The sequence below is a fragment of the Pseudomonas sp. RW407 genome, from assembly GCF_003176655.1.
GTDB classification, from domain to species: domain Bacteria; phylum Pseudomonadota; class Gammaproteobacteria; order Pseudomonadales; family Pseudomonadaceae; genus Pseudomonas; species Pseudomonas delhiensis.
The window spans coordinates 239,685-256,230 of the sequence record NZ_QGSL01000107.1; the positions used below are offsets into that span (position 1 = coordinate 239,685).

Annotated in this window: 12 protein-coding genes; 2 read left to right on the top strand and 10 right to left on the bottom strand. The window is 68.1% G+C overall.

What is annotated here, in order from left to right; genetic code table 11:
• Position 1: 1 nt before the first annotated feature.
• The 4 genes from DK254_RS25080 to DK254_RS25095 form a co-directional block, all read right to left on the bottom strand.
• The gene (locus tag DK254_RS25080; protein ID WP_109935993.1) at positions 2-3,289 is read right to left on the bottom strand and encodes a DUF2126 domain-containing protein; all 3,288 of its coding nucleotides are present in this window, start codon (positions 3,287-3,289) and stop codon (positions 2-4) included.
• 486 nt (positions 3,290-3,775) lie between these two features.
• A complete protein-coding gene (locus tag DK254_RS25085) occupies positions 3,776-4,903 on the bottom strand; it encodes an SO2930 family diheme c-type cytochrome (RefSeq protein WP_109935994.1) in 1,128 nt (375 codons plus the stop codon).
• Positions 4,900-6,147 carry a parallel beta-helix domain-containing protein gene (locus tag DK254_RS25090; protein ID WP_109935995.1) on the bottom strand — a complete coding sequence of 416 codons (1,248 nt, stop codon included), beginning with the start codon at positions 6,145-6,147 and terminating at the stop codon, positions 4,900-4,902. Before DK254_RS25090 ends, DK254_RS25085 begins: the two co-directional genes overlap by 4 nt.
• Positions 6,148-6,577: 430 nt before the next feature.
• Positions 6,578-8,833 (bottom strand): YgiQ family radical SAM protein, encoded by a 2,256-nt coding sequence (locus tag DK254_RS25095; protein WP_109935996.1) that lies wholly within the window; start codon positions 8,831-8,833, stop codon positions 6,578-6,580.
• A gap of 222 nt (positions 8,834-9,055) precedes the next feature.
• Between DK254_RS25095 and DK254_RS25100 the strand changes: the two genes are divergently transcribed.
• Positions 9,056-10,936 carry a diguanylate cyclase gene (locus DK254_RS25100; protein WP_109935997.1) on the top strand — a complete coding sequence of 627 codons (1,881 nt, stop codon included), beginning with the start codon at positions 9,056-9,058 and terminating at the stop codon, positions 10,934-10,936.
• Between the two features lie 28 nt (positions 10,937-10,964).
• Positions 10,965-11,273, top strand: coding sequence for a hypothetical protein (locus DK254_RS25105; RefSeq protein ID WP_109935998.1), 309 nt, complete (start codon positions 10,965-10,967; stop codon positions 11,271-11,273).
• Here DK254_RS25105 and alr read toward each other — a convergent pair.
• The 6 genes from alr to rpsF all read right to left on the bottom strand — a co-directional run bounded on the left by alr (position 11,270) and on the right by rpsF (position 16,163).
• Positions 11,270-12,343, bottom strand: a complete 1,074-nt coding sequence (gene alr, locus DK254_RS25110; protein ID WP_109935999.1) for an alanine racemase — start codon at positions 12,341-12,343, stop codon at positions 11,270-11,272. The two genes, DK254_RS25105 and alr, sit on opposite strands and share 4 nt — an antisense overlap.
• A 244-nt stretch (positions 12,344-12,587) precedes the next feature.
• A complete protein-coding gene (dnaB, locus tag DK254_RS25115) occupies positions 12,588-13,982 on the bottom strand; it encodes a replicative DNA helicase (RefSeq protein WP_109936000.1) in 1,395 nt (464 codons plus the stop codon).
• A gap of 131 nt (positions 13,983-14,113) precedes the next feature.
• Positions 14,114-14,560 carry a 50S ribosomal protein L9 gene (gene rplI, locus DK254_RS25120; RefSeq protein WP_009613455.1) on the bottom strand — a complete coding sequence of 149 codons (447 nt, stop codon included), beginning with the start codon at positions 14,558-14,560 and terminating at the stop codon, positions 14,114-14,116.
• Positions 14,561-14,581: 21 nt separating this feature from the next.
• A complete protein-coding gene (locus DK254_RS25125) occupies positions 14,582-15,451 on the bottom strand; it encodes a hypothetical protein (RefSeq protein WP_109936001.1) in 870 nt (289 codons plus the stop codon).
• A 35-nt stretch (positions 15,452-15,486) separates the two neighbouring features.
• Positions 15,487-15,717 carry a 30S ribosomal protein S18 gene (rpsR, locus tag DK254_RS25130; RefSeq protein WP_003095634.1) on the bottom strand — a complete coding sequence of 77 codons (231 nt, stop codon included), beginning with the start codon at positions 15,715-15,717 and terminating at the stop codon, positions 15,487-15,489.
• A gap of 29 nt (positions 15,718-15,746) precedes the next feature.
• Entirely contained in the window at positions 15,747-16,163 is a 417-nt protein-coding gene (rpsF, locus tag DK254_RS25135; RefSeq protein WP_074983333.1) for a 30S ribosomal protein S6, read from the bottom strand.
• Positions 16,164-16,546 lie beyond the last annotated feature (383 nt).

Sequence of the window (16,546 nt, forward strand, 5' to 3'; positions counted from 1 at the left end):
CTCATGTCCGCCGCAGGTCGAGGGTCATCGGCAATTCGGCGTCGGCGCGCGGCGCCTCCACGCTCATCTTGCCGGGCGTGTGGCCATGCCGGAAGAAGCGCGCCAGGCGCCGGCTCTCGGCCTCGTAGGCGTTCACCGGGAAGCTGTCGTAGCTGCGCCCGCCGGGGTGGCTGACGTGGTACTGGCAGCCGCCGAGGGAGCGTTGCATCCAGGTGTCGACGATGTCGAAGACCAGCGGTGCCTGCACGCCGATGGTCGGCTGCAGGCAGGAGGCCGGCTGCCAGGCGCGGTAGCGCACCGCGGCGACGTATTCGCCGACCTGGCCGGTGGGCCGCAGCGGCACCGGGCGACCGTTGCAGGTGACCACGTAGCGCTCCGCGGCCATGCCGCTCACCTTCAGTTGCACGCGCTCCAGGGACGAGTCCACGTAGCGCACGGTGCCGCCGCTGGCGCCCTCCTCGCCCAGCACGTGCCAGGGTTCCAGGGCCTGGCGCAGTTCCAGGTCGATGCCCTTCACCGCGTAGTCGCCGTATTTCGGGAAGCGGAACTCGAAGTGCGGCGCGAACCAGTCGCTGCGCAGCGGGTAGCCGAAGGCGTTGAGCTCGTGGATGACGTCGGCGAAGTCCTGCTCGACGAAGTGCGGCAGCAGGAAGCGGTCGTGCAGCTCGGTGCCCCAGCGCACCAGCTTCGGCGGCGCGTAGGGCTCGGCCCAGAAGCGCGCCACCAGGGCCCGCAGCAGCAGTTGCTGGGCCAGGCTCATGCGCGCGTGGGGCGGCATTTCGAAGGCGCGCAGCTCCAGCAGGCCGAGGCGCCCGGAGGCGCTGTCCGGCGAGTACAGCTTGTCGATGCAGAACTCGGCGCGGTGGGTGTTGCCGGTGACGTCCACCAGCAGGTTGCGCAGCAGGCGGTCGACCAGCCAGGGCGGGCAGTCGGCGCCCGGCTCGGGCATCTGCGCGAAGGCGATCTCCAGTTCGTAGAGGGCGTCGTTGCGCGCCTCGTCCACCCGCGGCGCCTGAGAGGTCGGGCCGATGAACAGGCCGGAGAACAGGTACGACAGCGAGGGGTGGTTGTGCCAGTAGCCGACCAGGCTGCGCAGCAGGTCCGGGCGGCGCAGGAAGGGCGAATCCGCCGGGGTGGCGCCGCCGAGGACGAAGTGGTTGCCGCCGCCGGTGCCGACGTGGCGGCCGTCGACCATGAACTTCTCGCTGGACAGCCGCGACTGGCGCGCCGCCTCGTAGAGGAACTCGGTGCGCTCGGCCAGCTCGTCCCAGTTCGCCGAGGGGTGGATGTTCACTTCGATCACCCCCGGGTCGGGGGTGACGCGGAAGTTCACCAGGCGCGGGTCGGCCGGCGGCTCGTAGCCTTCCAGCAGCACCGGGCTGCCCAGTTCGCCGGCGGTGGCCTCGATGGCGGCGACCAGCTCCAGGTAGGCCTCAAGTTCCGCCAGCGGCGGCATGAACAGGTACAGGCGGCCGTCGCGCGGCTCGGCGCAGAGCGCGGTGCGGGTGATCCAGCCGGCGGACTGGTGCATCAGCGGCTGGCGCGTGGCGTCCGGCCCGCCCGGGGTGCGTTCGCGGCTCGGCTGCTGCATCTGCGCGGCGCGGCGCAGCGGCGGCCGGGCCACGCTCGGGTCGGCCGGGTTGACGTAGGGGTAGTCGGCTTCGCTGGCCCAGGGCTGCGAATCCAGCGGCAGGCGGTAGCCCATGGCCGAGTCGCCGGGAATCAGCCGGCAATGCTCGCCGCGCAGGAACCAGCGGCCGCTCTCCCAGGCGTCGCCGGCGGCGCTGCGGGCCAGCGGCAGCACCTGGCCGACTTCCTCGCCCAGGCCGCGCTCGAATACCTTGCACAGGCGCTCGCGCTCCAGCGGATCGCTCAGGCGCGCGTCTTCCGGGGTGACGTTGGCCGGCAGCCGGCGTTCGCGCCAGAGGTAGTAGAACCAGTCCTCGTAGGCGGCGAACAGGGTGTCGCCGGACAGCCCCAGGCGCCCGGCCAGGCGGCGCAGGAAGCGTGCGGCCAGGGCGGCGTCGGCGCCGTAGCTGCGGCCTTCCTCGGCATAGAGCATGGGGTTGTTCCACAGCGGCTCGCCGTCGCGCCGCCAGAAGCAGTTCAGCGACCAGCGCGGCAGCTGTTCGCCGGGGTACCACTTGCCCTGGCCGAAGTGCACCAGGCCCTTGGGTGCGTAGTGGCGGCGCAGGCGGTGGAACAGGTCGGCGGCCAGGCGGCGCTTGTTCGGGCCCAGGGCGGCGGTGTTCCACTCGGGGTCGTCGGGATGGTCGATGGCGACGAAGGTCGGCTCGCCGCCCATGGTCAGGCGCACGTCCTGCTCGGCGAGGTCGGCGTCGATGCGCGAACCCAGCTCGCGGATCGCCTGCCACTGTTCCTCGCTGTAGGGCTTGGTCACCCGCGGCGCTTCCCACACGCGCTCCACGCGCATCTCGTGGCTGAACGTCACCTCGCACTCTTCCAGCGCGCCGCTGATCGGCGCCGCCGAGGACGGCTCGGGGCTGCAGGCCAGGGGGATGTGGCCTTCGCCGGCGAACAGCCCGGAGGTGGGGTCCAGCCCCACCCAGCCGGCGCCGGGCAGGTAGACCTCGGCCCAGGCGTGCAGGTCGGTGAAGTCCACCTCGGTGCCGCTGGGGCCGTCCAGGGACTTCTGGTCGGCGGTGAGCTGGATCAGGTAACCGGAGACGAAGCGCGCCGCCAGGCCCAGGTGGCGCGCCAGCTGGACCAGCAGCCAGGCCGAGTCGCGGCAGGAGCCGGAGGCCAGTTCCAGGGTCTGCTCGGGCGTCTGCACGCCGGGCTCCATGCGGATCAGGTAGCGCACGTCGCCGGCCAGGCGCTGGTTCAGCGCGACCAGGAAGTCCACGGTGGGGCTGGCCTCGCGCGGCACCCCGGCGAGGTATTCGGCGAACCGCGGGCTGGCCGGCTGGCGCGCCAGGTAGGGCGCCAGCTCGCGCTGCTCGTCGGCGCCGTAGGCGAAGGGGAACTGCTCGGCGTAGGGCTCGAGGAAGAAGTCGAAGGGGTTGAACACCGCCATCTCGGCGACCAGGTCCACCTCCACCCGCAGTTCCTCGGTCTTCTCCGGGAACACCAGGCGCGCCAGGTAGTTGCCCTGGGGGTCCTGCTGCCAGTTGATGAAGTGCTTGCCCGGGGCGACCTTCAGCGAATAGCCGAGAATGCGCGTGCGGCTGTGCGGCGCCGGGCGCAGGCGCACCAGCTGCGGGCCGAGGTTCACGGCGCGGTCGTAGCGGTAGTGGGTGACGTGCTGCAAGGCGACATGGATCGACACGGCGGGCCTCCTGCGGGCCTGGGCGACACAGCTTCCGCGCAAGTCCCGTGCCAGCCGCCAGGGGCCGTAGAACGGGCTGCGCACGGGCGCCGGGCACCATCGCGGGGCCCAGGGGCGCATGCCGGGCACGGGAGCGCACGGAAATGGGGCGCCCGGTGGGGATAGCCTAGACCTTGGGGTGTGACAGGGGGGAGAAGGTTGGGTGGTCTTTCGTAGGAGCAAGCTTGCTCGCGAAGGGGAGTTGCCTGGGGTTTTGGTGTTGGGCCTTAGAGCACCCTCTCCCCAGCCCTCGGCTGCGCGCCCCGCCCTGAAGGGAGAGGGGGCTTGTCCGTGCCTGCGTATAGATAGGGTTTCAACCTGTAACTTCGTTTCCGGCTAACACCATGGTCTCCGTTTCTGCCTAACGGTCCTCTCTCCCTTCAGGGAGAGGGTTAGGAAGAGGGAGCGGAGTCCCCCACGCACCGACGTCGCATGGAAGCTCCGGCGTCAGCTACAACTCCCCGGCAACGAAGCGATCCAGCGCTCCAGCACCTCCAGCCCTTCCTTGTGCACCAGCGCGCGCCCCAGCTCGGGCATCATCTCCCCGGGCTTGTCGCTGCCGACGCGATAGGTCAGCACCGACAGCTCCGGGTGCCCCGGGTGGATGTCCTCGCGGCGCCCGCCGGTGCCGCCGCCGGCCGCCACCGGTTGCTTGCAGAAGCCGTAGTTCACCCCCAGCTCGGCGTGGGCGTCGAGGTACAGGCCCGAGGTACGCGCCGCGCCCTTGGGGTTGTGGCAGTGGCCGCAGTTGGCGTCGAGGTAGCTGCGCGCCTGCTTCTCCAGACTCTCGCCTTCGCGCGGGTGGCCCCACAGGGCGTTCTGCGGCACCTGCGCCAGTTCCGGCAGGCCTTGCAGGAAACCGCGCGCCTGCCAATGGCGCAGCTGGTTGTCGCTGCCTTCGGCGTAGGCGAAGTCCTTGTTCAGGTGCCGGGCCTTGGGCCCCAGCGGGGCGATGCCGGCGCCCTTGGTCTCGGCGTGGCACTCGGAGCACTGGTTGGCGTCCGGCACCATGTAGGTGAAGGCCACCTTCTGCCCGGCTGCATCCCGCAGCTCCAGGGCCTGGCTGTCGCCGGCCAGCTCCAGGCGGGCTTCCTTCTGCTCGGCGTCCCACACGTAGGGCAGCGCCGTCCAGCCGTCCTTCTGCTTCACCAGCACGCGGGTCTCGACCAGGCGCACCTTCGCCAGGTCCAGGCCCTGCTGCGGGTCGCGGTCGTCCTGGGCGTTCTCCAGCAACTGGCCCTGGCCGTCGGTGGGGTAGTAGAAGGTCTTGGTCAGCACCGTGCCCAGCGGGTAGTCGAAGTGGTCGTCGGCGTATTTCGCCGCCTGCCCTTCGGGCATCCACACCGTGCGCAGCTTGTGCGCGTAGTCGGTGAACAACGGAGTGTTGAGGTCGTAGGGCAGCACCTCGGCGGCAGGCTTCAGGTGGCCCTCGCCCAGGCGCAGCATGCCCCAGCCGCTGAGGACCTGCGGGTAGTCGTCGCCCTCGGGCTGGTAGCGCGGCTTCGCCTCCTGCCCGCACCCGGCCAGCGCGACGGCCAGGGCGAGCGACAGCCAGGCGCAGGCGGCTCGCGTCATGCCTTGCCCCCCTTCTCGCCCAGGCCGGCCTGTTCGATCTTCGGCAGCGGCTTGAGCTTGCAGCGGTGGCCACTCATGTCGGTACTGATGTTCTTGTAGCCGTTGGGCCCGTCGACGTTGACGATGCCGGCGTCGCCGTTGTCGATGCAGATGGCCAGGTCGTCCGGCAGCTTGCCGTCGACCAGCTTCTTCTGGTTCACGTAGCCGTCCCAGAGGATGTCCGGCAGGCGCCCGTTCAGGCCGAACTTGGCGATCTTCAGCGCCTTCAGCTCCAGGTGGTCGGGGCTGTCGCCGCCGGGGCCGAAGGTGTTGCCGTGGATGTAGATGCCCTCGGGGTAGGGGTCGAAGTTCGGCTGCGTCGCCTTGTCCGAGTAGTTGGTGCTGTAGTAGCTGCTGATGATGACGTTGGCGGTCTTGTGGTCGCCGATCCTGTTGTCGAAGATCTCCACGTCGTCGTTGGAGTTCACCACCACCCCGGAACCGGCCGGGACGCTGGCCACCGGCGTGCCCTTGTGGCCGAAGTTGTCGTGGTTGTTGCCCTGCACGTCGTTGTTGAACACCCGGCTGCCACGCCCCGGCTGCTGCAGGTTGGGCATGTTGAAGACGAGGATGCCGCCGGTGTTGCCGGTGGCCACGTTGTCGTAGACGTCGGCGCCGATGGTGTTCTCGATCTCGATGCCGGCGACGTTGCGCTCGGCGCGGTTGTTGCGCACCACCACGTTGCGCGACTGGCCGACGTAGATGCCGGCGTCGGACGCGCCTATGGCCACGTTGCCTTCCAGCAGTACGTTCTCGGTCTGCACCGGGTACAGGCCGTAGGCGCCGTTCTCGGTGGCCGGGCCGTTGGTCCATTCGGTGCGCACGTTGCGGATGACGATGTTCTTCCCGCCCAGGACCTTGAGCGCGTCGCCCTTGCTGTCCTCGATGGCCAGGTTCTCGATGGTGAAGTCCGAGGCGTCCACCAGCAGGCCTTCGGCGCCAGCCTTCTGGTTGCGGAAGCTGAGGATGGTCTTGTCCATGCCGTCGCCGCGAATGGTGATGCCGTCCACCTTGAGGCTGAGGCCGCGATCGAGGTGGTAGGTGCCGGCGGGGATCGCGATGACCTCGCCGGGCTTGGCCTTGATCAGCCGGGCCTGCAGGTCTTTCTGGAAGTCCGCGCTGACCGCGGCGGTGGGTTTGTCCTGCTCGCCGCAGGCGGCCAGGAGCACGGCGAGGCTGAGGAGGGACAGGGCGGCGCGACGCATGGCGGGGGTCTCCGGTCTTGTTTTTATGATTTTGGAACTATAGTACCAAAATGTTTCTGTGAATAGACCGGGTGCAGTCGTCTCCCTGTAGGAGCGAGCTTGCTCGCGAACGGCGTTTCCCGGATACGCTGGTATCAGACCGACCTCCGCCCCCTCTCCCCAGCCCTCTCCCTGAAGGGAGAGGGGGCTTGTCCGTGCCGAGAAATGGCCTGGTTTCAGCCGGCAATCTCTGCGCTAGCCGGCTGACTCAGGAATACCAACGCGCACCGAACGGTCCCCTCTCCCTTCAGGGAGAGGGTTAGGGAGAGGGCGCTCTACAGCCCAACCCCCAAAGCCTCCGGGAGGCACGGTTCGCGAGCAAGCTCGCTCCTACGAAAGCAGCCCGGGAAATGAAAACGGGGCCTTGCGGCCCCGTCGTCGGTCATGCTTCTCAGCGCGGTATGTTCGGCTGGCGCTTGGTGGTGCGCTTCTTGCCCTTGGCGTAGGCCGCGGCCTTGCCCTCCTCGTCCTTGTTCCACGGGCGCGAGCCGTCGCTGGCGCGCGGCGGCAGGCCGGTGTGCTGGGTCAGCAGCGGCTTGCCGGTCTTCTTGCTGCCCACCGGCGTGGAGTTCTTGCGCCGGGCGCTCTGGTAGCCGCCGTCGCCGTCGGGCTGGTGGGTGGGGATCAGCTGGTGCTTGCCGTTGCCGATCAGGTCGGCGCGGCCCATGTCCTTGAGCGCCTCGCGCAGCATCGGCCAGTTGTTCGGGTCGTGCCAGCGCAGGAAGGCCTTGTGCAGGCGGCGGTGACGCTCGCCCTTGACGATGTTCACGCCCTCGCTCTTGTAGGTGACCTTGCGCAGCGGGTTCTTGCCCGAGTGGTACATGGCCGTGGCGGTGGCCATCGGCGAGGGATAGAAGGCCTGCACCTGGTCGGCGCGGAAGCCGTTGCGCTTGAGCCACAGGGCGAGGTTCATCATGTCCTCGTCGGTGGTGCCCGGGTGCGCGGCGATGAAGTACGGGATCAGGTACTGCTCCTTGCCCGCCTCCTTCGAGAACTTCTCGAACATCTGCTTGAAGCGGTCGTAGCTACCGATGCCCGGCTTCATCATCTTCGACAGCGGGCCCTGCTCGGTGTGCTCCGGGGCGATCTTCAGGTAGCCGCCGACGTGGTGCGTGACCAGCTCGCGGACGTACTCCGGCGACTCCACCGCCAGGTCGTAGCGCAGGCCCGAGGCGATGAGGATCTTCTTCACCCCCGGCAGGTCGCGGGCGCGGCGGTACAGCTGGATCAACGAGGAGTGGTCGGTGTTGAGGTTGTCGCAGATGCCGGGGAACACGCACGACGGCTTGCGGCAGTGCTTCTCGATCTCCGGGTCCTTGCAAGCGATGCGGTACATGTTGGCGGTCGGCCCGCCGAGGTCGGAGATCACCCCGGTGAAGCCCGGCACCTTGTCGCGGATCTCCTCGATCTCGCGGATGATCGAGTCTTCCGAGCGGTTCTGGATGATCCGCCCCTCGTGCTCGGTGATGGAGCAGAAGGTGCAGCCGCCGAAGCAGCCACGCATGATGTTCACCGAGAAACGGATCATCTCGTAGGCCGGAATCTTCTCGCCGCCGTAGGCCGGGTGCGGCACGCGGGCGTACTGCAGACCGAAGACGTAGTCCATTTCCTCGGTGGTCAGCGGGATGGGCGGCGGGTTGAACCACACGTCGGTCTCGCCGTGGCGCTGCACCATGGCCCGGGCGTTGCCGGGGTTGGTCTCCAGGTGCAGCACGCGGTTGGCGTGGGCGTAGAGCACCGGGTCGTTCTTCACCTTCTCGAAGGACGGCAGGCGGATAACGGTGTGCTCGCGGGTCAGCCTGGGGTTGGGCAGCAACTGCACCACCTTGGCTTCGTTGGGGTCTTCCTGCGGGCCCTTGTCCTGCTCGATGGCGCAGGCGGCGGTGTCCTGGGTGTTGACGTAGGGGTTGATGATCTTGTCGATCTTGCCCGGGCGGTCGATGCGCGTGGAGTCCAGCTCGAACCAGCCCTCGGGGGTGTCGCGGCGCACGAAGGCGGTGCCGCGCACGTCGGTGATCGCTTCGATCGGCTCGCCGGCCGACAGCCGCTGGGCCACTTCCACCACGGCGCGCTCGGCGTTGCCGAACAGCAGGATGTCGGCCTTGGCGTCCATCAGGATGGAATGGCGGACCTTGTCCTGCCAGTAGTCGTAGTGGGCGATGCGGCGCAGCGAGGCCTCGATGCCGCCGAGCACGATCGGCACGCCCTTGTACGCCTCGCGGCAGCGCTGGCTGTAGACCATGCTGGCGCGGTCCGGGCGCTTGCCGGCATTGCCGCCGGGGGTGTAGGCGTCGTCGGAGCGGATCTTCCGGTCGGCGGTGTAGCGGTTGATCATCGAGTCCATGTTGCCGGCGGCCACGCCGAAGAACAGGTTCGGCTTGCCCAGCTTCATGAAGTCGTCCTTCGACTGCCAGTCGGGCTGGGCGATGATGCCCACGCGGAAGCCCTGGGCTTCCAGCAGGCGGCCGATGATGGCCATGCCGAAGGACGGATGGTCGACGTAGGCGTCGCCGGTGACGATGATGATGTCGCAGGAATCCCAGCCCAGCTGATCCATCTCCGCCCGGCTCATCGGCAGGAAGGGCGCCGGGCCGAAACACTCGGCCCAGAACTTGGGATAGTCGAACAGCGGCTTGGCGGCTTGCATCACGGGCACCGGGGTATCTCTAGGAATAGGGTCGCAAAATCGCGGGCGCGGAATATAGCACAAAAAGTGAACAATTCCGACCGGGACGCTGGGGTTTTTCCCGGTGCCGGACGACCGCCGGACGGGGACGATTGGCGGCGCCGCCGCGATGGCAACTGGCTATACTCGCTCCACCGTATCAACAGGCTTGGCCGCAGCGGCCGGGAACAGGGAGTGTCAGCCGTGCGTCATCTGTGGTGTCTGTTGTTTCTCCTGCTCGGTTGCGCCAGCGCCGCGGCCCAGCCCCTGGTACTCGACGAACGGGCCAGCGGGCGCTGGCTGAACGATGGCCTGATGCTGCTGGAAGACCCGGGCGCGCGCCTGGACCTGCAACAGGCGCGCGAACGGGACGCTGCCTTCGTGCCCGCCAAGGGCCGCACCAGCGTCGGCCAGAGCCCCAACCCCTGGTGGCTGCGCCTGGACCTCGAGCGCCAGGCCACCCCGCCCGGCGGCTGGTGGCTGGAGGTGGACGCGGTCAACCTGCTCGACCTGCGCCTGTACCTGCCCGACGGCCGGGGCGGCTACCGCGAGCTGCGCTCGGGCGAGGCGGTGCCCTTCGCCGAAGGCCGCGACCGCAGCTACCGCCGCCCGGTGTTCCACCTGCCCGCCGGCGAAGGCCCGCTGCGCCTGTACCTGCGCAGCCTGGACCCGGCCGGCAACTCCTTCCCGCTGCGCATCTGGTCGCAGGACGACCTGCAGGACCACCGTGCCGAGACCAACCTGTTCCTCGGCGGCGTCTACGGGCTGATCGCCGCGCTGCTGCTGTACAACCTGTTCATCCTGGTCAGCCTGCGCGACCGCGCCTACTTCTGGTACGTGCTCACCACCGGCTTCGCCCTGCTGTTCAGCATGGGCATGACCGGCCACGCCTTCGAGCTGCTCTGGCCGGACGCCGCGGTGCCCTGGTGGCTGAACCGCATCACCCTGCCCTCGCTGTGGGGCCTGTGCGTCACCCGCTTCACCCAGACGCTGCTGCAGACCCGCCGCAACGTGCCCTGGGCGCACCACCTGCTGACGCTGAACTGCCTGCTGTACGTCGCCTCGGTGCTGCTCAACGTCTTCGTCGGCCGCTCCGAGGCCGGCTGGGTGCTGGCCACCACCACCTTCGTCGGCATCCCGGCGGCGCTCGGCGCGGCCATCACCCGCTCGCTGCAGGGCTCCCTGCCGGCGCGCCTGTACCTGGTGGGCTTCGGCCTGGTGCTGTCCAGCGTGAGCATCTCGGTGATGCGCGCCCTGGGCGTGGTGCAGCCGTCGCCGACCACCGCCTACCTGTTCCCGGTATCGGTGGCCATGGAGTCCATCCTGTTCTCCTTCGCCCTGACCTCGCGCATCCAGGAACTCAAGCGCGAGAAGGCCCAGGCCCTGGAGCAGGCCAACCGCGAGAAGAGCGCGCGCATGACCCTGCTGCAGAGCGCGCAGAACGACCTGGCACAGGCCGTGGCCGCGCGCACCGCCGAGCTGACGCAGAGCAACCGCCTGCTGCTGGAGCGCGAGGCCCAGCTGCGCCATGCCGCGCACAACGACCCGCTCACCGGGCTGCCCAACCGCCGCTACCTGGTGGAGCATGCCGAGCAGGCGCTGCAGCACGCCCAGCAGCACGGCGAGAGCCTGGCGCTGATGCTGATCGACCTAGACCACTTCAAGCCGATCAACGACAGCCACGGCCACGACGCCGGCGACTTCATGCTCCAGCACGTCGGCCACCGCCTGCGCCAGTGCGTGCGCTCCAGCGACTGCGTGGCGCGCCTGGGCGGCGACGAGTTCGCCGCGCTGGTGTCCGGCCCCGACGCCGAAGGCCACGCCCGGGAGATCGCCGTGCGCCTGCTCAGCGAGCTGTCGCGGCCGGTGCAGTTCGACCGCCTGGAGCTGAGCATCACCCCGAGCATCGGCGTGGCCATCTACCCGCGCCACGCCCTGCAGTTCGCCAAGCTGTACAAGGCCGCCGACCAGGCGCTGTACCAGGTCAAAGGCAGCGGCCGGGCCAGCTATGCGCTGGCCGGGGAGGACGGCGGCAACGGCGACTTCTGGCTGGAGACGCTGAAGACTTCGGACCGGCTGGTCTAGGCAATCGCCACCAATGACCGGAGAAGCGATGCACGCCGACACCCTAAAAGCCAAGGCCCGGGCATTGCGGGCGAGCCTGCGGCAGCACCTGGCGTGCGACCCGGCCGTCGGGCAGTTGCAGCGCGAGCTCGAGGACCTGCTCCGCCGCGCCGAGGCCGGCAGCCTGGAGGCGCCGGTGCAGTGGCGCGACATTCCCGGGCGCTACCTGTTCACCGAGCAGGGCCTGCAGCAATACCGCGAGCTGGAGCAGGCCTACGCCGAGTTCTGCATCGAGGCCAGCGGCGGCGAGTCGCCGGCGCTGCGCAAGCTGCGCGAGCGCATGGGCGACCACGGCTAGCGGTAGCGCCGCGGCACCCGCGCGGTGACCTTGGTCAGCAGTTCGTAGCCGATGCTCCCGGCGTTGGTGGCCACCTCGTCCACCGGCAACTGCGCGCCCCAGAGTTCCACCGGGGCGCCGACGGCCACGTCGGGCAGGTCGGTGAGGTCCACCGCCAGCATGTCCATGGAGACACGTCCGGCCAGCGGCGCGCGGCGGCCGTCGACCAGCACCGGCGTGCCGCTGGGCGCATGGCGCGGGTAGCCGTCGGCGTAGCCGCAGCTGACAGTGCCGATGCGCGATGGCCGTCCGGCCACCCAGGTGGCGCCATAGCCGACGCTCTCGCCCACCGCCACCTCGCGGATGGCCATCACCTGCGCGTGCAGGCTCATGGCCGGGCGCAGGCCCATCTCGGCCGCGCCCAGGTCGGCGAAGGGCGAGGCGCCGTAGAGCATGATGCCGGGGCGGATCCAATCCATGTGCGCCGCCGGGATGCTCAGCACGGCGGCGGAGTTGGCCAGCGAGCGCTGGTCGAAGTCCAGGTCGAGCAGGCCGAGGAAGCATTCCAGCTGCTCTTCGGTGAGCGTGTGGCCGCGCTCGTCGGCACAGGCGAAGTGGCTCATCAGGTTCAGCTCGGCGACCTGCGCGGCGCCGCGCAGGGTCGGGAAGACCGCGCGCAGGGCCTGGGCGGAGAAGCCCAGGCGGTGCATGCCCGAATCCAGCTTGAGCCAGACGTTGAGCGGACGCGGCAGGCTGCTGGCCAGCAGCGTCGCCAGTTGCTCCGGCCCCTGCACGGCGATGTCCAGGCGCAGTTGCGAAGCCACCAGGCACTCGCTCGGCTCGAAGCAGCCCTCCAGCAGCAGGATGCGCGCGGTGCCGTGCAGCGCCCGGACCTCGGCGGCCTCCTCCAGGCAGGCCACGGCGAAGCCGTCGGCGTCGTCATGCAGCGCGGTCACCACCTCGCGCACGCCATGCCCGTAGGCATTGGCCTTGACCACGGCAAACGCCTCGCGGCCCGGCGCGCAGCGCTTGGCCAGGGCGTAGTTGTGCTGGATGGCGGAGAGATCGATATGGGCGATGAGGGGGCGCATGGGGGTCCCGAGCTACAAGCTGAGCAGAACGAGGAGCATAACCGCCCCGCCGCCGCAGCAGCAGGAAAACATGGGCGCAGGAGCGGACCTTGTCCGCGATGGCTGGAGGTTTCGGCGCGGATCGCGGATGAGATCCGCTCCTACGCCACGCCACCCGCGGCATTCACCTGTAGGAGCGCGCCCTGCGCGCGAATCGCGGGCAGGGCCCGCTCCTACAAAAACACGGCGCTCCCCGCAGGGGGCGTTATTCGTCTTCGAAGTTGTACATCCCCGGGGCGAGGTTCTCGAAGCGCGTGAAGCGTCCGAGGAAAGCCAGACGCACGGTGCCGATGGGGCCGTTACGCTGCTTGCCGATGATGATTTCGGCGACGCCCTTGAACTCGGTCTCCGGGTGGTACACCTCGTCGCGGTAGACGAACATGATCACGTCGGCGTCCTGCTCGATGGCGCCGGATTCGCGCAAGTCGGAGTTCACCGGGCGCTTGTTGGGGCGCTGTTCCAGGGAGCGGTTGAGCTGCGACAGCGCCACCACCGGGCAGTTGAATTCCTTGGCCAGGGCCTTGAGCGAGCGGGAGATCTCGGAGATCTCGTTGGTGCGGTTGTCGCCGGAGGAGCCGGGGATCTGCATCAGTTGCAGGTAGTCGACCATGATCAGGGCGATCTCGCCGTGCTCGCGGGCCAGGCGCCGGGTGCGCGCGCGCATTTCCGAGGGCGAGATGCCGGCGGTGTCGTCGATGAACAGCTTGCGTTCGTTGAGCAGGTTGACCGCCGAGGTCAGGCGCGGCCAGTCGTCGTCGTCGAGCTTGCCCGAACGCACCTTGGTCTGGTCGATGCGGCCCAGGGACGAGAGCATACGCATCACGATCGAGTCCGAGGGCATCTCCAGGGAATACACCAGCACCACCTTGTCGGTGCGCAGCACCGCGTTCTCCACCAGGTTCATGGCGAAGGTGGTCTTGCCCATGGACGGACGGCCGGCGACGATGACCAGGTCGGCCGGCTGCAGGCCGCTGGTCTTCTCGTCGAGGTCGGTGAAGCCGGTGGAGATGCCGGTGAAGGCGTCGTTGGTGTTGAACAGGTGATCGATCCGGTCGATCGTCTTCACCAGGATGTCGCCGATGCCTACCGGGCCGCCGGTCTTCGGTCGCGCCTCGGCGATCTCGAAGATGCGCCGCTCGGCCTCGTCGAGCACCTCGTTGGCGCTGCGGCCTTCGGGGTTGAAGGCGCTGTCGGCGATGTCGCTGCTGATGCCGATCAGCTGGCGCAGGGTGGCGCGCTCGCGAATGATCTGCGCATAGGCCTTGATGTTCGCCACCGACGGGGTGTTCTTCGCCAGTTCCGCCAGGTAGGCCAGGCCGCCGACCTGGGCCAGCTGGCCTTCGCGCTCCAGCAGTTCGGAGAGCGTCACCACGTCGATCGGCTGGCTGCTCTCGGCGAGCTTGTACACCGCGCGGAAGATCAGCCGGTGGTCGTGGCGGTAGAAGTCGCCATCGGACACCGCGTCCGAGACCCGTTCCCAGGCGTTGTTGTCGAGCATCAGGCCACCCAGCACCGCCTGCTCGGCTTCGATCGAATGCGGCGGCACCTTGAGGGATGCCGTTTGCAGGTCGTACTGCTCGGGGACGGTGATGTCGTTCATGGGCTCGGCGTAAAGGAATCAGGGGGCAGCAGAAAAACAAAGGGCACGATACCGCTCGGCGGTACCGTGCCCGATGTTAGCGAACTGCCGCGTCCACGCAAGGTGTGCACGGCGTCGCAGCGACGGATCGCTTACTCGGCGACGACGACCACGTGCAGGGTCGCTTCGACGTCGGTGTGCAGTTGCACTTCGATGTCGTATTCGCCGACGGTGCGCAGGGCACCGTTGGGCAGGCGCACTTCGGCCTTTTCCAGCGGGTAGCCGGCAGCGGAAACCGCTTCGGCGATGTCGCGGGTGCCGATCGAACCGAACAGCTTGCCTTCGTCGCCGGCGTGGGCGCCGATGGTGACGATCAGTTCGGCCAGCTGGGCGGCGCGAGCTTCGGCGTCAGCCTTCTTCGCGGCGGCAGCCTTTTCCAGCTCGGCGCGGCGCTCTTCGAAAGCAGCGACGTTGGCCGGGGTGGCGGCGGTGGCCTTGCCCTGCGGCAGCAGGTAGTTACGGGCGTAGCCGCCCTTGACGTTCAGTTTGTCGCCCAGGTTGCCCAGTTTGGCGATCTTTTCCAGCAGGATGACTTCCATTTGAGTCTTACCTCTTAACTTTTAACCTTCACCGTTCGTGGAGCCCTGGCGACGTACCAGGCGACCACGAAAATCAAACAGACTATCGACGACAGCAACCAGACAGATCACATTCCCCAGCACCAGCGCCAGGCCGTACAACAGCACCAGCCAGAACCCCGGCAGGCGTTTCAGCGCGACCAGCCCGTGGCCGAGCGCGAGCCCGGCCAACAGCAGCGGCACGGTGCACAGCGGCGCCACCACGGCGAACTGCGGGCCCAGCAACGGCACCACCAGCACGCCCAGCAGCAGCGCGATGGCCACCGGCGGCGCCAGGCGCAGCGCGCGGAACTCGCGGCCGAACCCTTGCGGGTTGTACAGCGCCGCTTGCCAGTAGCGCGCCAGCATCAGGCACAACAGGCTGATCAACTGCAACGAGGCGGCCAGCAGGCCGGTAATGGCCGGGACCAACCCCGCTTGCAGCTCGGCCTGCTGGTCCGCCGAAAGCTTCGCTTCCGACAGCACCTGCGGCAGCACCTTGCCAAACGCCTCCGCCAGGCCTGCAACCAGGCCGGCGGACACCGTGCTCAACAGCAGCACGAAGAACACGCCCAACACCACGCTGGCCAGCATGACCCGATTCCAGGACATGCTGGTGCGCAACACCTGCGCCAGGGCCGCCGAACCCAGCATCACCAGGGTGACCGTGGGGTCGCCCAGGTACCACCAGGCCAGGGCCGGGAGCAGCGCCCAGGCCAGGATGCCAATGGCATCGCTGGCTCCACGGCGCAGCAGCACCAGGCTGCCGGCGGCGGCACCGAGCCAGAAGAACGGCTGCAGTACCGCGGCTGCGACGACCACCAGGGTCGCCTGCATGCGGCCTCGCATGACGAATTCAGCCAATGCGCGCATGCGATCTATCCATCAAAGCTACGTCGACTGCCCGATCAACGGCCGTGGCTGTCGGTGTAGGGAAGCAGGGCCAGGTAGCGAGCGCGCTTGATGGCGGTCGCCAGCTGACGCTGGTACTTGGCCTTGGTGCCGGTGATGCGGCTCGGAACGATCTTGCCGGTTTCGGAAACGTAGGCCTTCAGGGTGTTGAGATCTTTGTAATCGATCTCCTTGACGCCTTCAGCGGTGAAACGGCAGAACTTACGACGACGGAAGAAACGTGCCATGTTATCGGCTCCTCAATACTGGTCCGGGATTACTCGTCGGCGCTGTCGCGGCTGTCTTCGCCGTCAGCGGACTCGTTTTCGTTGGCGTCGGGACGCTCACGGCGCTCGCGGCGCTCGTTGCGGCTCTCTTCGGCCTTCAGCATTTCGGACTGGCCGGTAACGGCTTCGTCGCGACGGATCACCAGGTTACGGATGACGGCGTCGTTGTAGCGGAAGTTGTCTTCCAGCTCGGCCAGGGCCTTGGCGCTGCACTCGACGTTCAGCAGAACGTAGTGAGCCTTGTGCACGTTGTTGATGGCGTAAGCCAGTTGACGACGGCCCCAGTCTTCCAGGCGGTGAACCTTGCCACCGTCTTCTTCGATGACCTTGGTGTAACGCTCGACCATGCCACCGACTTGCTCGCTCTGGTCCGGGTGAACCAGGAACACGATTTCGTAATGACGCATAAATGCTCCTTACGGGTTGCAGCCTGCCGACGATGCGGTCAGGCAAGGAGTGAATGTCTTTTTGACTTGCCGACGGGTGGACGCGTAAACGCCTGCCCGGACGGCAAGGGGCGACATTCTAGGGAAAGGGGTGGGTTGGCGCAAGGCGGATTGATGAATAATTGAGCAGCGGCAGGCTACAGGCTACAGGCTACAGGCTACAGGCTACAGGCTACAGGCTACAGGCGAAGAGCATGTGCGGGGCTCTTCGTAGGAGCGAGCTTGCTCGCGAACCGGGTGGGCACGGTGCCGGGTTTGGTTCGCGAGCAAGCTCGCTCCTACAGGGGGGACGGGACTGGCTCTTCGCTCTTGCCTGCAGCTTGTCGCTTGTCGCTTGTCGCTTG